General features: G+C 73.8%; 22 protein-coding genes. 11 read left to right on the top strand and 11 right to left on the bottom strand.

Going from position 1 to position 20,886, the window contains the following annotated elements:
* From infB to truB, 3 genes are all read left to right on the top strand, one after another.
* A partial coding sequence (gene infB, locus AB9M23_RS20895) for a translation initiation factor IF-2 (protein WP_372426585.1) occupies positions 1-2,103 on the top strand: 2,103 nt, incomplete at its 5' end.
* A 186-nt stretch (positions 2,104-2,289) separates the two neighbouring features.
* A complete protein-coding gene (rbfA, locus tag AB9M23_RS20900; RefSeq protein ID WP_372426586.1) occupies positions 2,290-2,718 on the top strand; it encodes a 30S ribosome-binding factor RbfA in 429 nt (142 codons plus the stop codon).
* Positions 2,719-2,762: 44 nt separating this feature from the next.
* Positions 2,763-3,782 carry a tRNA pseudouridine(55) synthase TruB gene (gene truB / locus AB9M23_RS20905; protein ID WP_372426587.1) on the top strand — a complete coding sequence of 340 codons (1,020 nt, stop codon included), beginning with the start codon at positions 2,763-2,765 and terminating at the stop codon, positions 3,780-3,782.
* A 21-nt stretch (positions 3,783-3,803) separates the two neighbouring features.
* Here the strand turns inward: truB and AB9M23_RS20910 are convergent, their stop codons facing one another.
* From AB9M23_RS20910 to AB9M23_RS20930, 5 genes are all read right to left on the bottom strand, one after another.
* On the bottom strand, positions 3,804-3,974 hold the full coding sequence (locus AB9M23_RS20910; protein WP_372426627.1) for a DNA gyrase inhibitor YacG: 171 nt from the start codon (positions 3,972-3,974) through the stop codon (positions 3,804-3,806).
* Positions 3,975-4,062: 88 nt separating this feature from the next.
* Positions 4,063-4,710: a Maf-like protein gene (locus tag AB9M23_RS20915; RefSeq protein ID WP_372426588.1), complete on the bottom strand. Its 648-nt coding sequence runs from the start codon at positions 4,708-4,710 to the stop codon at positions 4,063-4,065.
* Between the two features lie 97 nt (positions 4,711-4,807).
* Positions 4,808-5,668 carry a CDP-diacylglycerol--serine O-phosphatidyltransferase gene (gene pssA / locus AB9M23_RS20920; RefSeq protein WP_372426589.1) on the bottom strand — a complete coding sequence of 287 codons (861 nt, stop codon included), beginning with the start codon at positions 5,666-5,668 and terminating at the stop codon, positions 4,808-4,810.
* A 32-nt stretch (positions 5,669-5,700) separates the two neighbouring features.
* A complete protein-coding gene (locus AB9M23_RS20925) occupies positions 5,701-6,450 on the bottom strand; it encodes a phosphatidylserine decarboxylase (protein ID WP_372426590.1) in 750 nt (249 codons plus the stop codon).
* 73 nt (positions 6,451-6,523) lie between these two features.
* Positions 6,524-7,732 (bottom strand): pyridoxal phosphate-dependent aminotransferase, encoded by a 1,209-nt coding sequence (locus AB9M23_RS20930; protein WP_372426591.1) that lies wholly within the window; start codon positions 7,730-7,732, stop codon positions 6,524-6,526.
* Positions 7,733-7,904: 172 nt separating this feature from the next.
* On the opposite strand from AB9M23_RS20930, the gene AB9M23_RS20935 reads away from it, so the two are divergent.
* The 6 genes from AB9M23_RS20935 (at position 7,905) to aat (ending at position 13,388) form a co-directional block, all read left to right on the top strand.
* Entirely contained in the window at positions 7,905-9,344 is a 1,440-nt protein-coding gene (locus AB9M23_RS20935; protein ID WP_372426592.1) for a M48 family metalloprotease, read from the top strand.
* A gap of 33 nt (positions 9,345-9,377) precedes the next feature.
* Positions 9,378-10,193, top strand: a complete 816-nt coding sequence (locus AB9M23_RS20940) for a DsbA family protein (RefSeq protein WP_372426594.1) — start codon at positions 9,378-9,380, stop codon at positions 10,191-10,193.
* Positions 10,194-10,325: 132 nt separating this feature from the next.
* Complete coding sequence (aroQ, locus tag AB9M23_RS20945; protein ID WP_372426595.1) at positions 10,326-10,799, top strand: type II 3-dehydroquinate dehydratase; 474 nt, start codon at positions 10,326-10,328, stop codon at positions 10,797-10,799.
* Positions 10,800-10,817: 18 nt separating this feature from the next.
* Positions 10,818-11,309, top strand: coding sequence for an acetyl-CoA carboxylase biotin carboxyl carrier protein (gene accB, locus AB9M23_RS20950; RefSeq protein ID WP_372426596.1), 492 nt, complete (start codon positions 10,818-10,820; stop codon positions 11,307-11,309).
* Positions 11,310-11,323: 14 nt separating this feature from the next.
* A complete protein-coding gene (gene accC / locus AB9M23_RS20955; protein ID WP_372426628.1) occupies positions 11,324-12,682 on the top strand; it encodes an acetyl-CoA carboxylase biotin carboxylase subunit in 1,359 nt (452 codons plus the stop codon).
* Between the two features lie 28 nt (positions 12,683-12,710).
* On the top strand, positions 12,711-13,388 hold the full coding sequence (gene aat / locus AB9M23_RS20960; protein WP_372426597.1) for a leucyl/phenylalanyl-tRNA--protein transferase: 678 nt from the start codon (positions 12,711-12,713) through the stop codon (positions 13,386-13,388).
* A 10-nt stretch (positions 13,389-13,398) separates the two neighbouring features.
* Here aat and AB9M23_RS20965 read toward each other — a convergent pair whose 3' ends face one another.
* The 4 genes from AB9M23_RS20965 to AB9M23_RS20980 all read right to left on the bottom strand — a co-directional run bounded on the left by AB9M23_RS20965 (position 13,399) and on the right by AB9M23_RS20980 (position 15,554).
* Positions 13,399-13,887: a DUF533 domain-containing protein gene (locus AB9M23_RS20965; RefSeq protein ID WP_372426598.1), complete on the bottom strand. Its 489-nt coding sequence runs from the start codon at positions 13,885-13,887 to the stop codon at positions 13,399-13,401.
* A 90-nt stretch (positions 13,888-13,977) separates the two neighbouring features.
* The gene (eda, locus tag AB9M23_RS20970) at positions 13,978-14,619 is read right to left on the bottom strand and encodes a bifunctional 4-hydroxy-2-oxoglutarate aldolase/2-dehydro-3-deoxy-phosphogluconate aldolase (protein ID WP_372426599.1); all 642 of its coding nucleotides are present in this window, start codon (positions 14,617-14,619) and stop codon (positions 13,978-13,980) included.
* Positions 14,620-14,711: 92 nt separating this feature from the next.
* The gene (locus AB9M23_RS20975; RefSeq protein ID WP_372426600.1) at positions 14,712-15,035 is read right to left on the bottom strand and encodes an ArsR/SmtB family transcription factor; all 324 of its coding nucleotides are present in this window, start codon (positions 15,033-15,035) and stop codon (positions 14,712-14,714) included.
* 96 nt (positions 15,036-15,131) lie between these two features.
* A complete protein-coding gene (locus AB9M23_RS20980) occupies positions 15,132-15,554 on the bottom strand; it encodes a protein tyrosine phosphatase family protein (RefSeq protein WP_372426601.1) in 423 nt (140 codons plus the stop codon).
* Positions 15,555-15,858: 304 nt separating this feature from the next.
* Between AB9M23_RS20980 and AB9M23_RS20985 the strand changes: the two genes are divergently transcribed.
* Entirely contained in the window at positions 15,859-16,740 is an 882-nt protein-coding gene (locus tag AB9M23_RS20985) for an MBL fold metallo-hydrolase (protein ID WP_372426602.1), read from the top strand.
* A 122-nt stretch (positions 16,741-16,862) separates the two neighbouring features.
* Positions 16,863-17,630 (top strand): tetratricopeptide repeat protein, encoded by a 768-nt coding sequence (locus tag AB9M23_RS20990; RefSeq protein ID WP_372426603.1) that lies wholly within the window; start codon positions 16,863-16,865, stop codon positions 17,628-17,630.
* A gap of 27 nt (positions 17,631-17,657) precedes the next feature.
* Here the strand turns inward: AB9M23_RS20990 and mutL are convergent, their stop codons facing one another.
* Both mutL and AB9M23_RS21000 read right to left on the bottom strand, forming a co-directional pair.
* A complete protein-coding gene (mutL, locus tag AB9M23_RS20995) occupies positions 17,658-19,628 on the bottom strand; it encodes a DNA mismatch repair endonuclease MutL (RefSeq protein WP_372426604.1) in 1,971 nt (656 codons plus the stop codon).
* A gap of 64 nt (positions 19,629-19,692) precedes the next feature.
* Complete coding sequence (locus AB9M23_RS21000; RefSeq protein ID WP_372426629.1) at positions 19,693-20,835, bottom strand: iron-containing alcohol dehydrogenase; 1,143 nt, start codon at positions 20,833-20,835, stop codon at positions 19,693-19,695.
* Between the last annotated feature and the right edge of the window lie 51 nt (positions 20,836-20,886).

Below are 20,886 nucleotides of genomic sequence, written 5' to 3' on the forward strand. Positions count from 1 at the left end.
CCCGAGCCCGTGGTCGAGCCGGAGGCCGCCGCGCCCGCGGCGAAGCCCGCCGCCCGTGCCGGCGAGGCGTCGACCGCGCGTCCCGCCGCGCCCGGCGCCGCCCCGCGTGCCCGCACGCCGGTGGCCGAGGACGAGGCACCCCGCGGCCGCAAGGGCGGCGTGCCCAAGGCCCCCCCCGCGCCCAAGGCGACGAAGGGCGGCGAGGATCGCCGCCGCGGCCGCCTCACGGTGACGAAGGCGCTCGCGGGGGACGAGGAGCGCACGCGCTCCGTCGCCTCCTTCAAGCGCCGCATGCAGCGCCTCCAGGGCAAGGGCCAGTCGGCGGAGCGCGAGAAGATCTCCCGCGAGGTGATCATCCCCGAGACGATCACCATCCAGGAACTCGCCAACCGCATGGCCGAGCGTGCGGTGGACGTCATCCGCCTGCTGATGAAGCAGGGCGAGATGTACAAGATCACCGACACGATCGACGCGGACACCGCGCAGCTCGTCGCCGAGGAGATGGGCCACACGGTCAAGCGCGTGGCGGAATCCGACGTCGAGGAGGGCCTGTTCGCCGCGGCGGACACGGACGACCGTCTCGAGTCGCGCCCGCCGGTGGTGACGATCATGGGCCACGTCGACCACGGCAAGACCTCGCTGCTCGACGCGATCCGCAAGACCAACGTCGTCGCGGGCGAGGCCGGCGGCATCACCCAGCACATCGGCGCCTACCAGGTCGCGAGCCCGTCGGGCGGCAGGATCTCCTTCATCGACACGCCCGGCCACGCGGCGTTCACCGCCATGCGCGCCCGCGGCGCCAAGGTGACGGACATCGTGGTGCTGGTGGTCGCGGCCGACGACGGCGTCATGCCGCAGACGGTCGAGGCGATCTCCCACGCCAAGGCGGCGGGCGTGCCGATGATCGTGGCGATCAACAAGATCGACAAGCCGTCGGCGAACCCGCAGCGCGTGCGCACCGAGCTCCTCCAGCACGACGTGCAGGTGGAGTCGATGGGCGGCGACACGCTCGAGTTCGAGGTCTCCGCCGTCACCCGCGCGGGTCTCGACGAGCTGCTCGAGGGCCTCGCGCTGCAGGCCGAGATCCTCGACCTCAAGGCCAACCCCGAGCGGGCGGCCGAGGGCACGGTGGTCGAGGCCAAGCTCGATCGCGGCCGCGGCCCCGTGGCCACGGTCCTCGTCCAGCGCGGCACGCTGAAGACCGGCGACATCATCGTCGCGGGCTCCGAATGGGGCCGCGTGCGCGCGCTCGTGTCGGACGTCGGCGAGCAGGTGAGGGAGGCCGGCCCGTCGGTGCCGGTCGAGGTGCTGGGCTTCAACGGCACGCCCGAGGCCGGCGATCGCGTCGCGGTCGTCGAGAACGAGGCGCGCGCCCGCGAGGTCACCGAGTACCGCGCCCGCCAGAAGCGCGAGCGGGCCTCCGCCCGCGCCAGCGGCTCCACGCGCTCGCTCGCGGACATGATGCGCGACCTCAAGGAGGGTGCCGGCCGCAAGGAGATGCCGCTCGTCGTCAAGGGCGACGTGCAGGGCTCCGTCGAGGCCATCCAGGGCGCGCTCGAGAAGATCGGCAACGACGAGGTCGCGGCCCGGGTCATCCACGCGGGCGTGGGCGGCATCACCGAGTCGGACGTCACCCTGGCGGAGGCCTCCGGCGCCGTGGTGCTCGGCTTCAACGTGCGCGCGCACAAGGAGGCCCGCGAGGCCGCCGAGCGCGTGGGCGTCGAGGTGCGCTACTACAACATCATCTACGACCTGGTGGACGACATCAGAGCCGTGATGTCGGGCATGCTTCCCCCGCAGCTCCGCGAGGAGCGGCTGGGCGAGGCGGAGATCCTCGAGGTCTTCGCCGTGTCCAAGGTCGGCAAGGTCGCGGGCTGCCGCGTGCAGGACGGCGTCGTGCAGCGGGGCGCCCACGTGCGGCTCATCCGCGACAAGATCGTCATCCACGAGGGCAAGCTCTCCCAGCTCAAGCGCTTCAAGGACGACGCGCGCGAGGTGGTGGCCGGCCAGGAGTGCGGCATGGCCTTCGAGAACTACCAGGACATGCGCAAGGGCGACGCCATCGAGTGCTATCTCGTCCACGAGGTGCGCCGCACGCTCTGAGCGCGGCGCACGCGCCGGCGGAGCCCCTCGCGGGCGTCCGTCCTCGTTCTCCAGCACGCCGCGGCGTCCGAGCCCCCGCGGCGGGCTGGTTGGTTCTTTCCCCTCGTGCGTGAGCGGCGCCCGGCCGTCGGGTGCGGCACACGCGCGTCGCACGGGCCCGCGCGGCCCGCGGAGGAGGCGCCCGCCATGGCGAAGCGTTTCGAGACGTCCGGCCCCACCCAGCGCCAGCAGCGCGTCGCGGAACTCGTCCGCCACGCGTTGTCGGACGTGCTCGCCCGCGGCGACCTGCAGGACCCCGTGCTGACGACGCACGTCGTCACCGTGCCCGAGGTGCGCATGTCGCCCGACCTCAAGCTCGCCACCGCCTACGTGATGCCGCTGGGCGGCCAGGACGAGGCGGCGGTGCTCGAGGCGCTCGACCGTTCGAAGAAGGTCCTGCGCGGCGAGGTCGCGCGGCGGGTGAACCTCAAGTTCGCCCCCGACCTGCGCTTCCGGCGCGACGAGAGCTTCGACGAGGCCGCGCGCATCGACGCGCTGCTGCGCTCGGAGCGCGTGCGCCGCGACGTCGCCGGCGACGCGCCCGACGGCGACGCCCCGACCGACGACGACACCTGACCGACCCCGGCCCCAGACGCGACGCACCGATCATGGACACCCCGATGAGCGACGAGACCACGAACGCCCCCGCGACCGACGGCGCACCGCGCGCGGCCGACGGGCAGGGCAAGGGCCCCCGCGGCCGCCGCGGCCCGCGCCCGGACCGGCCGAAGCGCCGGGACGTCAACGGCTGGGTCGTGCTCGACAAGGCGGTGGGCGTCACGTCGACGCACGCGGTCGCCATGGTCAAGCGCGCCTTCAACGCCAAGAAGGCGGGCCACGCCGGCACGCTCGACCCGCTCGCGTCCGGCATCCTGCCCATCGCGCTCGGCGAGGCGACGAAGACCGTCCCCTTCGTCATGGACGGCCGCAAGGCCTACCTGTTCACCGTGAGTTGGGGCGCGCAGACCGACACGGACGACGCGGAGGGGGAGGTCGTCGCCCGCTCCGACGCGCGCCCGACGCCGGCCGAGATCGAGGCGATCCTGCCCGATTTCGTCGGCGAGATCATGCAGGTGCCCCCGCGCTACTCCGCGATCAAGATCGCGGGCGAGCGCGCCTACGACCTCGCCCGCGACGGCGAGACGGTCGAGCTCGTGGCGCGCCCGGTCGAGATCGACCGCATCTCCCTCGTGGCGCATGGCGGCGACACGTCCGTGTTCGAGGCGGAGTGCGGGCGCGGCACCTACGTGCGTGCGCTGGCCCGCGATTTCGGCCGCCGGCTGGGCTGCCTCGGCCACGTTTCGTCCCTGCGCCGCACCCGCGTCGGGCCGTTCACCGAGGAGGACACGGTGGAGGCGCAGGACCTCGAGGCCTTCCGCGCCGCGGTCGAGGCGGGCGAGAGCCCGGCGCTCGAGGACCTCGTGCTGCCGGTGCAGACGGCGCTGGGCGAACTCGAGCCGGTCCCCGTCTCCCGCGACGCCGCCGCGCGCCTGATGCGCGGCCAGTCCGTGATCCTGCGCGGCCGCGACGCGCCGATCGAGGGCCAGGCCTACGCCACCTTCGGCGGGATCCTGGTCTCGACGGGCTCGATCGAGCGCGGCGAGTTCGTGCCCCACCGCGTGTTCAATCTCAAGTCCTGAGCGCGCGGGGCGTCCCGCCCGTCACCCCTCCTCGTCCTCCCCGTCCGCCGACCTGTCCTCCTCCACCACGGGCACGGCGTAGGCGCCGGTGAACCAGCGCTGGAGGTCCACGTCCGCGCAGCGCTTGGAGCAGAACGGGCGGTAGCGCACCACCGTCGTGTTTCCGCAGATCGGGCAGATGCTCCCCCGCATCGGGACGAGGTCGTCCGCGCTCTTCGTCTTCTTCGCCGGCAAGGGCGCCTCCTTCGCGCGATCACGGCCGCGTCGGCCCCCGCGGCCCTCAGGCCGCGTTCAACCAAGACAGCCGCACGGGGTAGCCCTCGCCCTCGAGCAGCGCCGCCGTCTCGTGGACGGGCAGCCCCACCACCGCGGGATAGGAGCCCACGAGGTTCACGACGAAGGCGCCGGCCAGCCCCTGGATGGCGTAGCCGCCGGCCTTGCCCCGCCACTCGCCCGAGGCGAGGTAGCTGTCGATCTCGTCCTGCGACAGGCGCTTGAAGCGCACCCGCGTCTCGACGACGCGCTCGCAGAAGCCGTCCTTGGGGGTCACCACGCACACGCCGGTATAGACCCGGTGCTGGCGCCCCGAGAGCAGGCGCAGGCAGCCGGCGGCCTCGTCGACGATCTCGGCCTTGGGCAGGATGCGCCGCCCCACCGCCACCACCGTGTCCGCCGAGACGAGGTAGGCGCCCTTCAGCGCCTCGTCGGCGCGGGCGACGCGCAGCGCGCCGCGCGCCTTCTCGGCGGCGAGGCGCCGGGCCAGGTCGCGGGGCTTCTCGAGCTTGAGCGGCGTCTCGTCGACGTCCGCCGGGAGCAGCGCATCCGGGTCGAGCCCGATCTGCTGGAGCAGCTGGAGACGCCGCGGCGAGGCGGAGGCGAGCACGAGCTTGGGGCGCCATTCGCTCTCGCGCGGACCGAACAGGGACACGGGGCTTCCATCCTTCGTCACGGGCGCCGCTCGGGCGGGCGCGCCGGACGTTAGCCGGGCGCGGCGCGCTTGTGAACGCCTGTCTCGCGCCATGCCCTCAGGCGGCGGGGTCCTGCGGAGCGGCCGCCGCTTCGCGAGCGGAGGCCGCGTCGGCGTCGGCCTGCGCGTTCTCGCTGCCGAGCCGCCGGTAGCGCTGCACGCCGACGGGGATCGTCGCGAGGTAGATCAGCACCACGATCGACAGCATGGCGAAGGGGAAGGAGAGGACGAGCGCGGTGAGCGCCACCGCGCCCACGAACAGCGGCAGCACCCGCTCGCGCGGGACCTGCTTGCCCAGCGTCTTGCCGGAATAGGTCGGCACGGTCGAGACCATCATGAAGGCGATGGCGACGACGTAGGCGAGATTGAAGGGCGAGGCCACCTCCTCGTTCGTGGGCACGCCGAGGAAGTAGAGGTAGATCGGCAGCAGCGCCGCCAGCGCGCCGGCGGGCGCGGGCATGCCGACGAAGTAGTTCTTCTGCCATTCGGGCCGGTGCGGGTCCTCGAGCGCGACGTTGAAGCGCGCGAGCCGCAGGCAGGAGGCGATGGCGAAGACGAGCGCCGCCGCCCAGCCCACCCCGCCCGCGTCCTGGAGCGTGAAGGAGAACAGCACGAGCGCCGGCGCGACGCCGAAATTGACGAAGTCGGCGAGCGAGTCGAGTTCGGCCCCGAAGCGCGACGTCCCCTTCAGGAGCCGCGCCACCCGCCCGTCGAGCGCGTCGAGCACGGCGGCGACGAGGATGGCGTAGACCGCGAGCTCCAGCCGCCCCTCGTAGCCCAGCCGGATGGCGGTGAGGCCGAGGCACAGGGCGAGCAGCGTGATCAGGTTCGGCGCGATGACGCGGAACGGCACCGGCTTGAAGCGGCGCCGGCGCGGCTCGTTGGGGTCGGGCGCGAAGGGGGCGAAGAAGTCGCTCATGGTCTGCTCAACGGCTGCGGCGCGGCCGCGGTTCAACCCGCCCGGAAGCGCCGCGGCGGTTCCTGCGAGCGCAGGTCCGCGAGCACGGTCTCGCCGGCGACGGCGTTCTGCCCGAAGCCGACCAGCGGCCGGGCGGAGAGCGGCAGGTAGACGTCGAGCCGCGAGCCGAAGCGGATCAGTCCGAAACGGTCCCCCACCTCGATCTCCTCGCCCTCGCGCACGAAGGAGACGATGCGGCGCGCCACCAGGCCGGCGATCTGCACGACCGCGATCTCGGTGCCGTTCGCGTCGATGACGAGGGAATTGCGCTCGTTGTCCTCGCTCGCCTTGTCGAGCTCGGCGTTGAGGAACAGGCCCTTCGAATAGACCTGCTGCACGATCCGCCCCGAAACCGGCGCGCGGTTCACGTGGCAGTTGAAGACGTTCATGAAGATGGAGATGCGCGTCATCGGCTCGCGCGGCAGGTCGAGGTCGTGCGGCGGGATCGCCGTCGTGATCAGGCTGACCCGCCCGTCCGCCGGCGAGATCACCAGCCCCTCGCGCACGGGCGTGGTGCGCGGCGGGTCGCGGAAGAAGTAGCAGACCCAGACGGTGATCAGGAGACCCGCCCAGAACAGCGGCTCCCACAGGAAGCCGAGCGCGAGCGACGCGACCGCCGCGACGGCGATGAACGGGTAGCCTTCCTTGTGGATCGGCACGAAGACCTTGCGGACGGATTCGGCGAGGGACATCGGTCTGGGACTCTTCCGGGGCGCGGCGGGAGAAGGACGTCGAGAGCGCATGCGGGATCGCGCGCCCGGGGTCAACTCCCCGGGCGTCGGGAGGCTCCCGCGGCAGGCGGCCGGCCCGCCGCCCTCACCCCCGCGCGAGGAACCCGCCCAGCCGCCGCACCCCCTCCCGGCATTCCTCGAACGAGCCCGCGAAGGACAGCCGCAGCCAGCGCTCGCCTTCGAGGGGGTCGAAATCGACGCCGGGCGTCGCGGCGACGCCGGCCTCGTCGAGGAGGCGGCGGCAGAAGGCGAGCGAGTCGTTCGTGAAGCGGGAGACGTCGGCGTAGACGTAGAAGGCGCCGTCGGCCGGGTGGAGCGTATCGAGGCCGATGCGCGGGAGTTCCTCGAGCAGCATGGCGCGGGTGCGGGCGTAGCCGGCCTTCACCGCCTCGAGCTCCTCGGTGCCGTCGAAGGCGGCGAGCGCCGCGACCTGGGAGAGGTAGGGCGCACAGATGTAGAGGCTCTGCGCCAGCCGCTCGACGGCGCGGGCGAGGCGCTCGGGCACGACGAGCCAGCCGATCCGCCAGCCGGTCATGCAATAGTACTTCGAGAAGGAGTTGACGATCACCGCGTCGGGATCGAAGCGCAGCGCCGTGGGTGCCGGCGCGCCGTAGGTGAGGCCGTGGTAGATCTCGTCGGAGACGAGCCACATCCCGCGCGCCCGGCACACCCGCGCGACGTCGGCGAGCGTGGCTTCGTCCATCATCGTGCCGGACGGGTTCGCCGGGCTCATGGCGAGGGCGGCGGCGAGGGGGCGCTCGGCGTGGGCCGCCTCCAGCGCCGCGCCGGTCATCACCCAGCCCGTGGCGCGCGCCAGCGGGATCGTCGCGGGCTCGGCGCCCAGCGCGACGAGGGTGTTGCGGTATGCCGGGTAGCCGGGTGCGGTGATGGCGACGCGGTCGCCGGGCTCGAGCATCGCCAGGAAGGCGAGCACGAAGCCCGCCGACGAGCCGGTCGTCACCACGATCCGTTCCGGCGACACCGCGACGTCGTAGGCGTCGCGGTAGTGCCGGGCGATGCGCGCGCGCAGGGGGGCGATGCCGAGCGCCTCGGTGTAGCCGACGCGGCCGACGTCGATCGCCGCCTTCGCCGCCTCGCGCGCGGCCCGCGGCGCGGGGGCGGAGGGCTGGCCGACCTCCATGTGCACGATGTCGGCGCCCGCGCGCTCCTTCGCCGCGGCCCGCGCCAGCACGTCGAGGGCGAGGAAGGGGGCGACCGCCTCGGCGCGCGCGGCGATCGCGGGGGCGAGCGGGCGGGCGCTGCGGGAGGCGCGGTCGAGCGGGCCGTCGTGCATGGGGGCGTCTCCGTTCGTGATCGAGGCCCGTCGGCGGGCGCGCGGGACGATTTCGCGGGGGCGGGCGACGAAACCGTGATTTGACCATGGTCCGCGCTAGCCTGTACCCGTACGGTCCCCGAGGCCGCAAGTCGCGGCCGCCGATCGACGGGGACGCTCACCGGGTACGACGATGACGATCCTGCCGCGCCTCCTCGCCATGCTCCCCCCCGCCCCGCGCCTCGCGCGGGCCGCCCGCGGCGTTCTCGCCGGGCTGCTCGCGGGCGCGCTCGCGCTCCCGCCGACGCTCGCCCCCGTGGCGGAGGCGCAGGCGCAGGGGCGAAGCCTCTCCATCGTGCGCGACGCGGAGATCGAGCGGCTGCTCGCCGACTACGCCCGCCCGATCTTCCGCGCGGCGGGCATCAGCGCCGACGCGACGCGGATCGTGCTGATCAACGACACGAGCTTCAACGCCTTCGTCGCCGACGGGCGGCGGATCTTCATCAACATCGGCGCCCTGATGCAGGCGGAGACGCCCAACGAAATCATCGGCGTCATCGCCCACGAGACCGGCCACATCGCCGGCGGCCACCTGGCGCGGCTGCGCCAGGAGGTGGCGAACGCGCAGATCCTCTCCATCGTGGGCATGATGCTCGGCGCCGGCGCCATGGCGGGCGCGGTCTCGGGGGGCTCGAACGTCGGCAATCCCGGGCTCGGCGCGGCGGGTATCTTCTCGGGCTCGCAGGAGATGGTGCGGCGCAACCTGCTCTCCTACCAGCGCTCGGAGGAGCAGGCGGCGGACGTCGCCGCCGTGCGCTACCTGGAGGCGACCGGGCAATCGCCGGTGGGGATGATCACCACCTTCCGGCGATTCGCCGATTCGGGCCTGTTCCGCTCCGCCGCGGTCGATCCCTACCTGATGAGCCATCCGCTCCCCGCCGAGCGCATCTCGCAGCTCGAGCGGCTCGCGGCGCAGAGCCCCTACCGCGACCGGCGCGATCCGCCGGCGCTGCAGCGCCGCCACGACCTCGCCCGCGCCAAGCTGTTCGGCTTCGTCGACAGCCCCGAGAGCGTGCTGCGGCGCTACCCGCCCCACGACACGTCCGCCCCCTCGCGCTACGCCCGTGCGGTGGTCATGCACCGCACCGGCCGCTCGCGGGAGGCGGTCGAGCTCGTCGACGGCCTCATCCGCGAGGAGCCGGGCAACGCCTATTTCCAGGAACTGCGCGGCCAGCTGCTGCTCGAGAGCGCGCGCCCGCAGGAGGCGGCGGAATCGCTGCGGCGCGCCGCCCAGCAATCGCCCGGCGCGCCGACGATCCGCGTGCTCTACGGCCAGGCGCTGATCGCGCGCGGGGACGGCGCGAGCCTCGAGGAGGCCGTGCGCCAGCTCGAGCGCGCCACCCGCGCCGAGCCGGAGGCGCCCGAGCCCTTCCGGCATCTCGCGATGGCCTATGGCCGCACCGGCCAGATCGGCCTCGCGGAACTCGCCACGGCGGAGTACTACATGGCGGGAGGGGACATCGTGAACGGGCAGACGCAGGCCTTCCGCGCCATGCGCAGCCTGGTGGAGGGCTCGCCCCCCTGGCGCCGCGCCAGGGACATCTACGAGTTCGTTCCCGAGAACCGCCGCTGAACCGCCTTCGAAGACCCGAGGACGCAAGACCGCATGACCTCTCTCCTCTCCTCGCCGCTGCGCCGCATCGCGCTCGCCGGCTTCGTCGTCCTCGCGCTCGTGGGTGCCGCCGGGCTCGCGCTCGCCCCGGCGTCCGCCCCCGCCACCGCCCAGGACGCGACCTTCTCCGAGAGCGAGCGCGCGGCGATCGGCACGATCGTGCGCGAGTACCTGCTCGAGAACCCGGAGGTCATGCTCGACGTCTTCGCCGAGCTCGAGCGCCGCCAGGCGGCGGAGCAGGAGGAGCGCCAGCGCTCCGCCGTCGCCGAGCGCGGCGACGACCTCTTCCGCGCGCCGCACGACGTCGTCATCGGCAACCCGGACGGCGACGTCACCCTCGTCGAGTTCTTCGACTACAATTGCGGCCCGTGCCGACGCGCGCTCTCCGACGTCATGGCGATGATCGAGAAGGACCCGAACCTGCGCGTCGTCCTCAAGGACTTCCCGATCCTCGGGCCCCCCTCCCTGGAGGCGGCGCAGGTCGGCGTCGCCGCGGCGGCGCAGATGACGCCCGAGCAGGCGGCGCGCTTCCACATGGAGCTGCTCGCCACGCGCGGGCAGGTGGACGGCGCCCGCGCCCGGCAGGTCGCCGAGGAGATGGGCCTCGACCTCGAGCGCATCCAGGCGGAGCTGAACGGCCGGCGCGTCGCCGAGGTGATCACCACGAACCTCGACCTCGCCAACGCGGTGGGCGTGACGGGGACGCCCGGCTGGGTCGTCGGCGACGGCGTCCTCGTCGGCGCGATCGGCGAGGCGCGGCTCGCCGAGGCGGTGGCGAATGCGCGGGCCTGCGGCGCGGTGAGCTGCTGAGGCGCGGCCCCGCCGGCGGCCGTCCGCGACGCGGGAGATCGCTTCCCCCTTTCGTCGCACGCGCCTTCCCGCTATGAGGGCGCGTCGGGTGCGCGCCCTCGCGCGCGCCCGTCGTCCCGTTCGGCGCCAGGCATGATCGCGATCCACGTCCTCAACGGCCCCAACCTGAACCTGCTCGGCCGGCGCGAGCCGGACGTGTACGGCCGCGCGACGCTCGCCGACATCGAGGCCTCGCTGCGCGCGCGGGCGCAGGCGCAGGGCGTGACGCTCGGCTTCCTCCAGTCGAACGAGGAGGGCGCCCTCGTGACGGCGGTGCAGGAGGCGGGGCTCGCGGGTGCGGGCGTCGTCCTCAACGCCGGCGCCTACACCCACACCTCCATCGCGCTGCGCGACGCCATCGCGGGGTCGGGCGCGCGGGTGGTCGAGGTGCATCTCTCCAACGTGCACGCCCGCGAGAGCTTCCGCCATCGCTCGCTGATCGCGCCGGTCTGCCTCGGCGTGATCGCCGGCTTCGGAGCCGAGAGCTACGCGCTCGGCTTCGACGCCTGCCTCTCCGCGATGCGCCGGGCGCAAGGGGCGCCGACGGGCGCGCCCGACAGACAGTAGCAGGAGCATACGACACCCATGGCCAGGAACAGCCCCTTCGATCCCGAGCTCGTGCGCGAGCTCGCCGGGCTCATCTCCGAGACGGACCTGACCGAGATCGAGGTCGAGAAGGGCGACCTGCGCATCCGCGTCGCGCGCCAGCCCGCGCAGGTGGTGAGCGTCGCCGCGCCCCATCATCACGCGCCGGCGGCGATGCCAGCCGCGCCGGCGCCCGCGCCGGCCGCCGCCATGGCCGCGCCGCCCGCGCCCTCCGCCAAGCCCTCGGCGCGCGAGCATCCCGGCGCGGTCGTCTCGCCGATGGTCGGCACCGCCTACCGCCGCCCCTCGCCCGACGCCAAGCCCTTCGTCGAGGTCGGCGCGAAGGTCGAGGCCGGCCAGCGGGTGCTGCTGATCGAGGCGATGAAGACCTTCAACGACATCGTCGCCCCGCGCTCGGGCACCGTCACCGAGGTCCTCTTCGAGGACGGGCAGCCGGTCGAGTTCGGCGAGCCGCTGATGATCATCGAATGACGGGCCCGCTGCGGATGTTCGACAAGATCCTCATCGCGAACCGGGGCGAGATCGCGCTGCGCATCCTGCGCGCCGCGAAGGAGCTCGGCATCGCGACCGTCGCGGTGCACTCCACCGCCGACACCGACGCCATGCACGTGCGCCTCGCCGACGAGAGCGTCTGCATCGGCCCGCCCCCCGCCCGCGACAGCTACCTCAACATTCCCGCGCTGATCTCCGCCTGCGAGATCACCGGCGCGGACGCGATCCACCCCGGCTACGGCTTCCTCTCCGAGAACGCCCGCTTCGCCGAGGTGCTGGCGGACCACAAGATCGCCTTCATCGGCCCCAAGGCGGAGCACATCCGCATCATGGGCGACAAGATCGAGGCCAAGCGGACCGCCAAGCGGCTGGGCATCCCCTGCGTCCCCGGCTCCGAGGGCGGCGTCGACGACGAGGACGCCGCGCGCCGGGTCGCCGCCGAGATCGGCTATCCCGTCCTGATCAAGGCCGCCGCTGGTGGCGGCGGGCGCGGCATGAAGGTGGCACGCGACGAGGGCGAGCTCGTCCACGCCTTCGTCACCGCCCGCACCGAGGCCAAGGCCGCCTTCGGCGACGACGCGGTCTACATCGAAAAGTACCTCGAGAAGCCGCGCCACATCGAGATCCAGGTGCTCGGCGACGGGCGCGGAAACGCGATCCATCTCGGCGAGCGCGACTGCTCGCTTCAACGCCGCCACCAGAAGGTCTGGGAGGAGGGGCCCTCGCCCGCGCTCGGGCCCGCGGAGCGCGCGCGGATCGGCGGCATCGTCGCCGAGGCGATGCGGGAGCTCCAGTACGCCGGGGCGGGGACGGTGGAATTCCTGTACGAGAACGGGGAATTCTACTTCATCGAGATGAACACCCGCATCCAGGTCGAGCATCCCGTCACGGAGATGATCACCGGGATCGACCTCGTCAACGAGCAGATCCGCATCGCGGCGGGCGCCTCGCTGTCGCTGCGCCAGGAGGACGTGCGCTTCGAGGGGCATGCGGTGGAATGCCGCATCAACGCGGAGCACCCGTCCAGCTTCCGCCCCTCGCCCGGGACGATCACCTACTTCCACCCGCCGGGCGGGCTCGGCGTGCGGGTCGATTCGGCGGCCTACCAGGGCTACCGCATCCCGCCGCACTACGATTCCCTCGTCGGCAAGCTGATCGTGCACGGCCGGACGCGCAACGAGTGCCTGATGCGCCTTCGTCGCGCCCTCGACGAGTTCGTCGTCGACGGCGTCGACACGACGCTGCCTCTTTTCAGGACGCTGGTTCGCAACCAAGATATCCAGAACGGGCTCTACGACATCCACTGGCTCGAGCACTTCCTGAAGACCGGGGGGCTGGACGAGATCCGGTGACCTCGGGGCCACGCGCGCGGACAACCGGATGCACAGCGGCATCGTCCAGATCACGCCGGAGATCGTCCTGCGGGCCTACGCCGCGGGCATCTTCCCCATGGCGGAGAGCGCCGAGGACCCCGGAATCTACTGGGTGGAGCCGCGCGAGCGCGGGGTCATCCCGCTCGACGGCTTCCACCTCGGCAGGCGGCTCGCGCGCACCGTGCGCACGGACCGGTTCGAGGTGCGCGTCGACACGGATTTCGAGGGTGTCATCGACGGCTGCGCCGCGCCCGGCCCGGACCGGGAGAAGACCTGGATCAACACGCGCATTCGGCGCATCTACGGCGACCTGTTCGACCTGGGCTACTGCCACACGGTCGAGGTCTGGGACGGCGGCACGCTCGTCGGCGGGCTCTACGGGGTGAGCCTGGGCGCGGCCTTCTTCGGCGAAAGCATGTTCCACGTCGCCCGCGACGCCTCGAAGGTGGCGCTCGTGCACCTCGTCGCCCGCCTCAAGCGCGGCGGCTTCATGCTGCTCGACACGCAGTTCGTGACGGATCACCTCGCCCAGTTCGGCGCGAGCGAGGTCTCCCGGCGCGAGTACAAGCGCCTGCTCGGCGAGGCGCTCGCCTACGAGGCGCGCTGGGACGCCTGGCCGACGGGGCAGCCGGTCTCGGGTGCGCGGGCGCTCGAAATGATCGCGACGCCACGCGTCATGCCCTGAGGCCGCGCCCTCACCGCCCGCCGGCGCGGGCCTCGATCGCGGCGACCTCGTCCGGCCTCAGGTCCATGCGCGCGGCGAGGAGCCGCAGGAATTCGCGCTCCCGCATCGTGTCGGGCGCGATCACGAGGCGTGCGGCGGCCCAAGTGCGCGCGGCCCGCTCGGGCGTGGAGACGGCGTCGGCGATCTCGTCGATGTCGCGCGGCCAGGCGATCTCCTCGTCGAGGAAGGAGCGGTCGTCCGGGTCGAGGCCCGCCTCCCGCATCGCCGCCTGGAGGCGCTCGCGCTCGCCGGCGTCGACGACGCCGTCGGCGGACGCCGCCGCGATCATCGTGCGCACGAGGAACAGCGCCTCGTCGGCATCCACTTCCGAGACGTCGACGAGCGGGCCCGGCGCGGCGTCCGGGCTCCGCCCGGTCACGGCCCGAGCGCCGCCGAGCGCGCGCCTCGTGGTGCGGCCGAGCGCGTCCGTGAGCGTCGAGAGCAGGCGGCGGGCGTCCATGGCGCGTCCTTTCGGCTGTGCGTCGTCCCCGGTTCGACGAGCGAACGCGAGGCCCTGCACGGCCGTTCCGGACGCGGTGCCCGCGCGACCTCAGCCGCGCATGAGGGCCGCGGCCGCGCGGGCGAGCCGACCGATCGCGGCGAGGTCGCCCGCCGCGACGAGCGTGGCCGGCGTGACCCAGGTCCCGCCGACGCAGGCGACGTTCGGGCAAGCGAGGTAGGCCGGCGCGCTCTGCGCGTCGATGCCGCCCGTCGGGCAGAAGCGCAGCCCCGGCAGCGGCCCCGCGATGCCCTTGAGCCAGGCCGGGCCGCCCGAGGCCGCCGCCGGGAAGAGCTTGAGGAGATCGAACCCGCGCTCGTGCAGCGCCATCGCCTCCGACACGGTGGCGCAGCCCGGCATCGCGGGGATCGGCGCCGCCGCGAGCGCGTCCGCCAGCCCGGGGGACGTGCCGGGGGTGACGAGCGCGGCCGCACCGGCGTCGATCGCCTCGCCGATCTGGCTCGGCGTCACGATCGTGCCGGCGAGCACGACCGCCTCCGGCGCGTGCCGCGCGATGGCGCGGATGGCGTCCAGCGCCCGGGGCGTGCGCAGCGTCACCTCGACGACCGGCAGGCCCGCCTCGACGAGCGTCGCGGCGAGCGCGGGCGCGAGGCTCGGGTCCTCGATCGTGACGACGGGGATGACGGGCGCCCTCGCGGCGATGGCGAGGAGGATGTTCGTGCGGTCGCGCATGGTCTCGATCCCTCCGGGGGGCGGTGGCTCCGCCTCCAGGGCGCGCACGATCCGCGCCCGCGCCCGCCCCGTCAACGCGAAAGCCGCCCGGCTCAGGTGCAGTAGAGCCGATACAGCGTGCCGATCAGCTCGCGCGCCTCCGGCGAGGCGAGACGGTAGTAGATCGTCTGGCCGTCGCGGCGCGTGGTGACGAGGCCGAGCGCCCGCAGCTTGGACAGGTGCTGCGAGAGCGCCGACTGGCCGAGCCCGACGGCCTCCGCCAGCACGCCCACCGAGACCTCCTCGTCCATCATCCGGCACATGGCCATGAGCCGCTTCGAATGCGCCAGCGCGGAGAGCAGCTCCGCCACCTCCTCCGCCTTCGGCGCGAGCGCGCTGAGATCGTCCGTCGTCGCCACCCCGGTGACACCCTCCATGATACGTCCGCAACATGGCGGCGCGGCGGGGTTCGGGCAAGTGGCCGCGTGCGCGTCCGACCCATCGGAGAGGAGCGGGGTGGCGTCCATCGCGGGTCAGCCTCGGTCGAGATAGGGCCGCAGGCCCGAGAGGTCGTAGCCGGCGCCCTGCGCGATCGAGAGGATCTCGTCGGGGCCGCGCACGCCGGCCTGGGTGAAGGCCCACAGGGTGGCCGAGCGCGTGCCGGAGCGGCAATAGGCGAGGACGGGTGCATCCGTCTCGGCGAGGACCGCGTCGAAGGCGGCGACGTCGTCCATCGTCATCGCGCCGGAGACGACCGGGACGTGGCGATAGTCGAGGCCGAGGCGGCGGGCCTCCGCCTCCATCCGCGCGCTCGGCGGCTGGTCCGGGGTCTCGCCGTCGGGGCGGTTGTTGATCACGGTGCGGAAGCCGGCCTCCTTCAGCCCCGCGAGGTCCTCGATCGCGATCTGAGGGGCGACGGCGATCTCGGGCGTCAGGCGGCGGATGTCTGCGGTCATGGTGCGTCGTCTCCCGTGTGGTCTCGTCCCGTGTGGTCTCACGCGCCGCGCGCCTCGCGCACCGCGTCCCGGAAGGATGGCGACACCGACGCCCCGGATCAACGGCGGACCGCGCCGCGGGCGCCGCGGCGGCGGTTGCGGGCGATGTCGTGGAGATACGCCATCGGAGATACGCCATCGGCGCCCATTTTTCAAGCTATTGCTAAATTAGAAAATCATGATATTAAATCCGCTCGAAGCGAGGGGCGTCCGTCCCGGCGACCGCGCCCCGCCGTCCGAACCGAGCACGCAAGGGAGATCCGCAATGCCCGAGCCCGTCATCCGCGCCTTCTTCGACGAGCCCACCAACACGGTGAGCTATCTCGTCTCCGACCCGGTCACCAGGAAGGCCGCCGTCATCGATCCGGTGCTCGATTACGACCACAAGGCCGGCACGGTCACGACCGATTCCGTCGAGACGATCCTCGCCGCCGCGGCCGAGGCGGGGCTCGACGTCGTCTGGGCGCTCGAGACCCACGCGCACGCCGACCACCTCTCGGGGGCTCCCTACATCAAGGCCAAGACCGGCGCGCGAATCGGCATCGGCGAGCACATCAAGGAGGTGCAGCGCATCTTCCGCCCGGTGTTCAACGCCACCGATCTGAAGACCGACGGCTCGGACTTCGACCATCTCTTCGCCGACGGCGAGCGGTTCCGCATCGGGGACCTCGAGGCCGAGGTGCTCTACGTGCCGGGCCACACGCCCGCCGACATCGCGATCCGGATCGCCGACGCGGTCTTCGTCGGCGACACGCTGTTCATGCCCGATTTCGGCACCGCGCGGGCGGACTTCCCCGGCGGCGACGCGCGCAAGCTCTTCGCCTCGATCCAGCGCCTGCTGGCGCTGCCGCCGGAGACCCGGCTGTTCATGTGTCACGACTACAAGGCGCCCGGCCGCGACACCTACGCGTGGGAGACCACCGTCGCGGAGCAGCGGCGCGCCAACAAGCACGTGCACGAGGGCGTGAGCGAGGAGGAATTCGTCGCCATGCGTACCGCCCGCGACGCCACGCTCGCGGCCCCGACGCTGCTGCTGCCGTCGATCCAGGTGAACATCCGCGCCGGCCGCTTCCCGGCCAAGGAAGCCAACGGCGTGCACTACCTGACGATCCCGGTGACGTTCGCGAAGGACGCGCACGCGGCGTGAGCAGCGCCGCCTGCCGCCGAGCCGAAGATGCGCCTCTAGGTAGTTTAAGCTTGCCTGTTGCATTCAACCGGGCACGCTGCTAGCCGGTTCACCGACCAATCTCGGATCGGGCGGGGGCAGGGTTGAAGGCGAGTCGGCGGCGCATCATCGTCATCGCGGCGCTGGTGGCGGTCGTCGCCGCCGTGCTCGTCCTGCAACGCGCCGAGGAGCGTCGCGCGGCGGCGCGGCTCGACGCCCGCGTCGCGGCCTTCGCGGCTTACGACGCCGGGGACTACGCGCGCGCGGCGGCGGTGCTCGCACCGCTCTCCGACGAAGGCGACGCGCCCGCCACACGCCGCCTCGCGCGCCTCTACGCGGACGGGCTCGGCGTCGTGCGCGACGCTGCGCGCGCCCGCGCGCTCTATGCCCGGGCCGCGGAGGCGGGGGACGTCGCAGCGCTGCTACCGCTGGCGCGCCTGCTCGAGGCGGAGGCCCTCCACACCGGCGCCGCGGAGGACTGGCGGGCGGCCCGCGACGCCTACCATCACGCCGTCGACGCGGGCGAAGCGGCCGGCGCGGCCGAGGCCGCGACCCGGCTCGCCGAGCTCCACGCCACCGGTGAGGGCGTCCCCGCGAGCGACGTCGACGCGGCCCACTGGTACCGCCGTGCGGCGCAGGCGCGGGACCCGACGGCGCAGCTGCGCCTCGGCCTCCTCTACGCCGAGGGGCGCGGCGTGCCCGAAGACCCCGTGCGGGCCCACGCCTGGCTCAACGTCGCCGCGGCGAGCCTGCCGGCCGCGGAAGCCGCGCTGCGCGAGACCGCGGTCGCCTCCCGCGAGGCGGTCGAGCGCCGCCTCGACGCCGCCGAGCGCGCGGAGGCGCGCCGGCTGGCGCACGCCTTGTTCGAGTGAGCACGCGCGCGAGCGGCCGGAACGCCCTCACCGCCGCCCGAACAACTTCTCGATGTCCGCGAGGCTCAGCGACACGAAGGTGGGGCGGCCGTGATTGCACTGGCCGGAGAGGGGCGTCGCCTCCATCTCGCGCAGCAGCGCGTCCATCTCCTCGGGCTTGAGGCGCCGGCCGGCGCGGATCGAGCCGTGGCAAGCCATCCGCGAGAGGAGCGCGTCGCGGCGGCGCGCGAGGAGGTCCGTGCCGGCGACGCCGTCGCCCGCGTCATCGCCCTCGGCGAGCGCGTCCGCGAGGTCGCGCACCAGCGCACGGACGTCGGGGCGCCCGAGCGCGGCGGGGGTCTCGCGCACGCACACGGCGCCCGAACCGAAGCCCTCGAGCACGAGGCCCAGCGCCTCCAGCGCCGGCGCCGCCTCGGCGAGGCGCACCGCGTCGTCGGCGTCGAGCTCGACGATCTCGGGGACGAGCAGCATCTGGCGGGCGATGCCGCCGCCAGCCACGCCCCCAGCCACGCCGCCCGCGCCGGCGCGCTCGCGCTTGAGCCGCTCGTAGACGAGCCGCTCGTGCGCGGCGTGCATGTCGACGAGGACGATGCCGTCGCGGGTCTGGGCGAGGATGTAGGTCTCGTGCAGCTGCGCGCGGGCGGCGCCGAGCGGGTGGTCCACGCGTTCCGGCGCGTCGGGGCCGCCGGCGGGCGGCGCGTCGGGGTGCGCGGCCGCGCGTGTGTCCGCCGAGGGGGCGAAGCCGAAGCCGGGCTGTGTGCCGGCGCCGTAGGCCGCCTGGCGGTCTTCCGCGAACCCTCCGTCGCCGTGCCCGTGCGGGGCCTGCCAGGAGCGCGCGATCGGCTGCGGGCGCACCGGGCCCGGGGCATGGCGGGCATAGGCGCTCGCGCCGGTATGCGTGCGCAGGGCGGCGAGCGCCTCGCCCCCGAGCGTCGTCGAGGCGCGGTGGCCCGCCCGCGCCAGTGCGTCGCGGATCGCCGAGACCACGAGCGCCCGCACGAGACCGGGATCGCGGAAGCGCACCTCGGTCTTGGCCGGGTGGACGTTGACGTCGACCATGCGCGGGTCGCAGGCGATGAACAGCGCGAGCGCCGGGTGGCGGTCCGACGCCATGACGTCGGCATAGGCGCCGCGCACGGCGCCGAGCAGGAGCTTGTCGCGCACCGGGCGGCCGTTGACGACGAAGTGGATCGCCCCGCCGGTGCCGCGGTGGTAGGTCGGCAGGCCGACGTGGCCGGCGAGCGAGAAGCCCTCGCGGGCGGCGTCGACGGGGGCGGCGTTCTCGGGAAAGTCGCGCCCGATCACCCGCGCGAGCCGACGCGCGAGCCCCTCCGGGCCCGGCTCCTCCGGCGGGCAGGAGAGCGCGCCGACGCCGTCCCCCGAGAGCGAGAAGCGGATCCGCGGATGCGCCACCGCGAGGCGCTTGACCACCTCCGAGACGGCGAGCGCCTCGGCGCGGTCCGACTTCAGGAACTTGAGCCGCGCGGGCGTCGCGTGGAACAGGTCCGCCACCTCGACCCGGGTGCCCGGTCGCGCCGCCGCGGGGCGGATCTCGCCCTTGGCGCCGGCGTCGACGACGAGGGCGAGGCCGGTCTCGGCGTCGCGGGTTCGGGTGGTGATGGTGAGCCGGCTCACCGCCCCGATGGACGGCAGCGCCTCGCCGCGGAAGCCCAGCGTGCCGATGGCCGAGAGGTCGCCGTCCGGCAGTTTCGAGGTGGCGTGGCGCTCGACCGAGAGCGCGAGGTCCTCGGCGGACATGCCGCGCCCGTCGTCGACGACGCGGATCAGCCGGCGCCCGCCGGCTTCGATCTCGACCGCGATCGCCGTCGCGCCGGCGTCGATGGCGTTCTCGACGAGCTCCTTCACCGCGGCGGCGGGCCGCTCCACCACCTCGCCGGCGGCGATGCGGTCGACGAGCACCGGATCGAGCCGCCGCACCGCGCCCACGCGCGGGCGCGGGCCGGACGGGTCGGCGGGGTGGGCGTCGGCGAGGGGCATCGGCCGGGAGGGGTGCGGGGTGATTCGGGTGTGCCGAGCAGTGTAGGATGCTTGGGCGGCACACCTACCACGCCGCCCGGTAGATCGCGAGCGCGTCCGCCCGCCCCACCTCCCGCGGGTTGTTCACGAGCAGCCGCGTCTGGCCCATCGCGTCGTCCGCGAGCATCTCCAGCGCGTCCTCCGACACGCCGACGTCGCGCAGGCGCCGAGCGAGGCCGATCTGCGCGCACAGTTCCTCGAGCCGGGCGATGAAGGCCTCCGCGTCGGGCGGGCAGTCGGGGAAGGTGCAGGGGCCGAGCGTCGCATACGCCTCGCGCGCGGCGGGGAGGTTGAAGCGCATCACCCGCGTGAGGACGAGGGCGTTCGAGAGGCCGTGGGGGATGCCGAAGCGCCCGCCGAGCGGGTAGGCCAGCGCGTGGACGGCGGCGACGGGGGAATTGGCGAAGGCCTGGCCCGCGAGCATCGAGCCGAGCAGCATCGCCCCGCGCGCCGCGCCGTCCGCGCCGTCCCGGCAGGCCCGCGCGATCGCGCCGCCCAGGAGCCGCAGCGCCTCCCGCGCCAGAGCCTGCGAGACCGGGTTGGCGTTGGCGGAGGCGGAGGTGAAGGCCTCGATCGCGTGGACCATGGCGTCGACGCCCGTCGCCGCGGTGACGGGGGCGGGGAGGCCGCGCGTCAGATCCGGATCGAGCAGCGCGACGTCGGGCAGGAGGACGGGGGAGACCACGCCCATCTTGGTGTGGGCGCCGGTGGTGACGATGGAGATCGGCGTGACCTCCGATCCGGTGCCGGCGGTGGTGGGCGCGAGGAGGAGCGGCAGGCGCGGGCCCTTCGCGTTGCCGACGCCGTATGCGCCCGCGAGCGGCTCGCCGGAGCCGGCGAGCAGCGCGGCGAGCTTCGCCACGTCGAGGGACGAGCCGCCGCCGAGCCCCACGACGCCCGTGGCGCCGTGCGCCCGCGCCGCCGCGGCGGCGGCTTCGACGACGCGCTCCGGCGGGTCGGCGACGACGTCCGTGAACAGGGCCGTTGCGCTCCCCGCCGCCTCCAGCGCCGCGAGGGCCGGCGCGACGAGGCCGGCCGCGACGAGCCCGGCGTCGCTGACGACGAGCACGCGTGGCCCGAGCCGGCCGGCGGCGAGCGCGCCGATCCGGGCGATCGCGCCCGCGCCGAAGACGATGGAGGGGGTGGTGGCGAAGGCGAAGGGTGCGATGGCGGGTATCGGGTCGGGGGTCGTGGACGATGTCATGGCGCGTGCTCCTCG

Source organism: Salinarimonas chemoclinalis (assembly GCF_041514305.1).
Taxonomy (GTDB): domain Bacteria; phylum Pseudomonadota; class Alphaproteobacteria; order Rhizobiales; family Beijerinckiaceae; genus Salinarimonas; species Salinarimonas chemoclinalis.

Bases quoted from the DNA above. Each gene is read 5' to 3' on its own strand.
- rbfA (WP_372426586.1), top strand. From the start codon at position 2,290: ATGGCGAAGCGTTTCGAGACGTCCGGCCCCACCCAGCGCCAGCAGCGC.
- AB9M23_RS20965 (WP_372426598.1), bottom strand. From the start codon at position 13,887: ATGGACGCCCGCCGCCTGCTCTCGACGCTCACGGACGCGCTCGGCCGC.
- pssA (WP_372426589.1), bottom strand. From the start codon at position 5,668: ATGAGCGACTTCTTCGCCCCCTTCGCGCCCGACCCCAACGAGCCGCGC.
- accB (WP_372426596.1), top strand. From the start codon at position 10,818: ATGGCCAGGAACAGCCCCTTCGATCCCGAGCTCGTGCGCGAGCTCGCC.
- aroQ (WP_372426595.1), top strand. From the start codon at position 10,326: ATGATCGCGATCCACGTCCTCAACGGCCCCAACCTGAACCTGCTCGGC.
- aat (WP_372426597.1), top strand. From the start codon at position 12,711: ATGCACAGCGGCATCGTCCAGATCACGCCGGAGATCGTCCTGCGGGCC.
- AB9M23_RS20975 (WP_372426600.1), bottom strand. From the start codon at position 15,035: ATGGAGGGTGTCACCGGGGTGGCGACGACGGACGATCTCAGCGCGCTC.
- AB9M23_RS20980 (WP_372426601.1), bottom strand. From the start codon at position 15,554: ATGACCGCAGACATCCGCCGCCTGACGCCCGAGATCGCCGTCGCCCCT.
- AB9M23_RS20910 (WP_372426627.1), bottom strand. From the start codon at position 3,974: ATGCGGGGGAGCATCTGCCCGATCTGCGGAAACACGACGGTGGTGCGC.
- accC (WP_372426628.1), top strand. From the start codon at position 11,324: ATGTTCGACAAGATCCTCATCGCGAACCGGGGCGAGATCGCGCTGCGC.
- AB9M23_RS20930 (WP_372426591.1), bottom strand. From the start codon at position 7,732: ATGCACGACGGCCCGCTCGACCGCGCCTCCCGCAGCGCCCGCCCGCTC.
- AB9M23_RS20935 (WP_372426592.1), top strand. From the start codon at position 7,905: ATGACGATCCTGCCGCGCCTCCTCGCCATGCTCCCCCCCGCCCCGCGC.
- AB9M23_RS20940 (WP_372426594.1), top strand. From the start codon at position 9,378: ATGACCTCTCTCCTCTCCTCGCCGCTGCGCCGCATCGCGCTCGCCGGC.
- AB9M23_RS20925 (WP_372426590.1), bottom strand. From the start codon at position 6,450: ATGCGCTCTCGACGTCCTTCTCCCGCCGCGCCCCGGAAGAGTCCCAGA.
- eda (WP_372426599.1), bottom strand. From the start codon at position 14,619: ATGCGCGACCGCACGAACATCCTCCTCGCCATCGCCGCGAGGGCGCCC.
- truB (WP_372426587.1), top strand. From the start codon at position 2,763: ATGAGCGACGAGACCACGAACGCCCCCGCGACCGACGGCGCACCGCGC.
- mutL (WP_372426604.1), bottom strand. From the start codon at position 19,628: ATGCCCCTCGCCGACGCCCACCCCGCCGACCCGTCCGGCCCGCGCCCG.
- AB9M23_RS20985 (WP_372426602.1), top strand. From the start codon at position 15,859: ATGCCCGAGCCCGTCATCCGCGCCTTCTTCGACGAGCCCACCAACACG.